3 protein-coding genes and 1 pseudogene are annotated in these 3028 nt (G+C 68.6%); all 4 read left to right on the top strand.

The window, feature by feature from the left end:
- Positions 1 to 142: pseudogene (locus tag L0P92_RS43465) on the top strand (sugar kinase); the annotation flags it as partial.
- The gene (locus L0P92_RS43460) at positions 139 to 894 is read left to right on the top strand and encodes an IclR family transcriptional regulator (RefSeq protein WP_234768653.1); all 756 of its coding nucleotides are present in this window, start codon (positions 139 to 141) and stop codon (positions 892 to 894) included. The pseudogene L0P92_RS43465 and the gene L0P92_RS43460, both read left to right, overlap by 4 nt.
- Before the next feature lie 41 nt (positions 895 to 935).
- Positions 936 to 1346, top strand: a complete 411-nt coding sequence (locus tag L0P92_RS43455; protein ID WP_234768652.1) for a RidA family protein — start codon at positions 936 to 938, stop codon at positions 1344 to 1346.
- Positions 1347 to 1460: 114 nt separating this feature from the next.
- Complete coding sequence (locus L0P92_RS43450) at positions 1461 to 2948, top strand: GntP family permease (protein ID WP_234768651.1); 1488 nt, start codon at positions 1461 to 1463, stop codon at positions 2946 to 2948.
- Positions 2949 to 3028: the final 80 nt, after the last annotated feature.

Below are 3028 nucleotides of genomic sequence, written 5' to 3'. Positions count from 1 at the left end.
CGGCGACCTCGCCCCACCCCCCTCCCACGACCACGCCGACCGCCTGGTCGCCCTCGACGACGCTGCGTGGGAGAAACTTCGACTCGGCCCCGGCTGGACGCAAGCCGCTGAGGGGGCCGACGAGGAGGTACGTACGCCATGAGTCAGACCGTCGACCGCGCGCTGAGCATCCTGCCGCTGCTGGCCGAGGGCCCCGCCGACCTGGGCCAGGTCGCCGAACGGCTGGGGGTGCACAAGTCCACCGCCCTGCGGCTGCTGCGTACCCTGCACGAACACGGCATGGTCTACCGCCAGTCCGACCAGCGCTACCGCCTCGGCGCCCGGCTCATCGCCCTCGCCCAGGAGGCGATGGAGAACCTCGACATCCGCGAGATCGCCCACCCCCACCTCGTACGCCTCAACGAGCAGTGCGGCCACACCGTCCACCTCGCCGTGTACGAGGAGGACGAGGTGCTGTACATCGACAAGGTCGAGAGTCGGTATCCGGTGCGGATGTACTCGCGGATCGGCAAGCCCGTCGCCATCACCGTCGCCGCCGTCGCCAAACTCCTCCTCGCCGACCTGCCCGAACACGAGCGCCGCGCCCTCGCCGACAAGCTCGACTACCCCATGTACACGGCCCGTTCGACACCGAACCCGGACGCCTTCCTCAAGGAACTGGCCAAGGTGCGCGAACAGGGCTGGGCCACCGACCTCGGCGGCCACGAGGAGTCCATCAACTGCGTCGCCGCACCGATCCGCGGCGCCGACGGCCGGGTCGTCGCCGCGATGTCGGTCTCCGCACCGAACGTCGTCGTCACCGCCGACGAACTCCTCACCCTGCTCCCCCTGGTGCGCCGTACCGCGGACGGCATCAGCGGCGAGTACTCCGGCAGGAACACCGCGAAACAGTGATCAGTGCATCAGTGCATCAGTGCATCAGTGAAAGGGTCCGCATGACCGAGAAGATCGCGCTCACCCCGAAGACCCACACCACCCCGCCCGCGAAGTTCTCGCACGGTGTGAAGAAGGGGAACATCCTCCAGGTCGCGGGCCAGGTCGGCTTCCTGCCGGCCGTCGAAGGACAGGCCCCGACACCCGCCGGTCCCACCCTGCGCGAACAGACCCTCCAGACCCTCGCCAACGTCAAGGCGATCCTTGAGGAGGGCGGCGCCTCCTGGGACGACGTGATGATGATCCGTGTCTATCTCACGGACGTCGCCCACTTCGCCGAGATGAACGACATCTACAACACCTACTTCGAGGAGCAGGGGCTCACCCAGCCGCCCGCCGCGCGCACGACGGTGTACGTCGGGCTGCCGGCCGGGCTCCTCGTCGAGATCGACGCGCTGGCCGTACTCGGCTGACCGTCCCTCCGACTCCCGCACGCCGTACACGGCATGGTGTCCGTCACCCCTGGGACGCCATGCCGCGATCCACCCTGCCCGAAAGCCGTATGTACTTACCCAGAGGACCCCCAGATGTCCCCCTTGTCCCTCCCGCTCGCCACATCCGCCCCAGCCGAGACACCACCCCACACCGGCGGACTGCTCCTGCTCATCGACGGTACGGCCGGACTGCTCACGGTCGCCGCCATCGGCATCGCCCTGCTGCTCTTCCTCATCATCAAGGCGCGCCTGCAGCCCTTCGTGGCCCTGCTCGCCGTCTCCATAGCCGTCGGCCTGATGGCCGGCCTCTCCGTCACCGAACTCTTCGGCACCGTCCAGCGGTCCGACGCCGTGTCGACCATCGAGTCCGGCATGGGCGGCATCCTCGGCCATGTCGCGATCATCATCGGCCTGGGCACCATGCTGGGCGCGATCCTCGAAGTCAGCGGTGGCGCCGAGGTGCTGGCGTCGCGGCTGCTGAACCTCTTCGGCGAGAAGAGAGCGCCCCTCGCGATGGGCCTGACCGGCCTGATCTTCGGTATCCCGGTCTTCTTCGACGTCGGCATCTTCGTGCTGGCGCCGCTCGTGTACGCCGCCGCCAAGCGCTCCGGCAAGTCGGTCCTGCTCTACTGCCTGCCGTTGCTGGCGGGTCTGTCGATGACGCACGCCTTCCTGCCGCCGCACCCGGGTCCGGTCGCGGCCGCCGGTCTGCTCCATGTCCAGCTGGGCTGGGTCATCCTCATGGGCATCGTCTGCGGGATCCCTGCGGTGCTGGCCGCGTGGGTGTTCTCCGCCTGGATCGGCAAGCGGATCTTCGTCGCCGTGCCGCAGGACATGGTCGAGGCGGCGGACGAGGCGAAGCGGGCGGTGATCGACGAGCAGCGGGCGGCCGGGGTGGAGCCCCAGGAGAAGCCGGTTCCGCTCGGCATGGTCCTCGCCATCATCGGTACGCCGCTGGTGCTGATCCTGGCCGCCACGTTCTCCTCGATCGCGCTGGACCCGTCCACGATCCGCTCGGTGGTCGAGTTCTTCGGCAACCCGTTCGTGGCGCTGACGATCGCCCTGCTCCTCGCGTACTACCTGCTGGGCATACGGCGTGGCTGGTCCCGCAAGTCCCTGGAGACGGTCTCCACCTCGTCGTTGAAGCCCGTCGGCAACATCCTGCTGGTCGTCGGCGCGGGCGGGGTCTTCGGTGCCGTCCTCAAGGCCAGCGGGGTCGCCCAGGCCCTCTCCGACACCTTCAACGACGTCGGCCTTCCGGTGATCGTCCTGTCGTACCTGATCTCGGTGGTCCTGCGTGTCGCCCAGGGGTCGGCGACGGTCGCCATCGTCACGACGGCCGGTATCGTCGCGCCGCTCCTCACCGAGGGCGACCACTCCCAGCCCTTCGTCGCCCTCGTCATCATGGCCATCTCGGCCGGTTCGATCTTCGCCTCCCATGTCAACGACGGTGGCTTCTGGATCGTCGCCAAGTACTTCGGCATCAGCGAACGGGACACGCTGAAGACCTGGACCGTCCTGGAGAGCGTGCTGTCGGTGGCCGGCTTCGTGGTGGCGGCAACACTGAGCCTGTTCGTCTAGCGACCCTCGCCCCCGCCGCCCCTACCCGTCCCATCCCCAGGGGCTCCGCCCCTTCGACCCCGGGGGGTTGTTCTTCGGGT

This window comes from Streptomyces muensis (assembly GCF_021474425.1).
Taxonomy (GTDB): Bacteria; Actinomycetota; Actinomycetes; order Streptomycetales; family Streptomycetaceae; genus Streptomyces; species Streptomyces muensis.
The sequence above is the reverse complement of the archived record's forward strand: the minus strand, read 5'-3'. Positions and strand labels throughout refer to the sequence as shown.

What these genes read in the sequence shown, in the direction of transcription:
- L0P92_RS43460 (WP_234768653.1), top strand. Translation starts at nt 139, where the DNA reads ATGAGTCAGACCGTCGACCGCGCGCTGAGCATCCTGCCGCTGCTGGCC.
- L0P92_RS43450 (WP_234768651.1), top strand. Translation starts at nt 1,461, where the DNA reads ATGTCCCCCTTGTCCCTCCCGCTCGCCACATCCGCCCCAGCCGAGACA.
- L0P92_RS43455 (WP_234768652.1), top strand. Translation starts at nt 936, where the DNA reads ATGACCGAGAAGATCGCGCTCACCCCGAAGACCCACACCACCCCGCCC.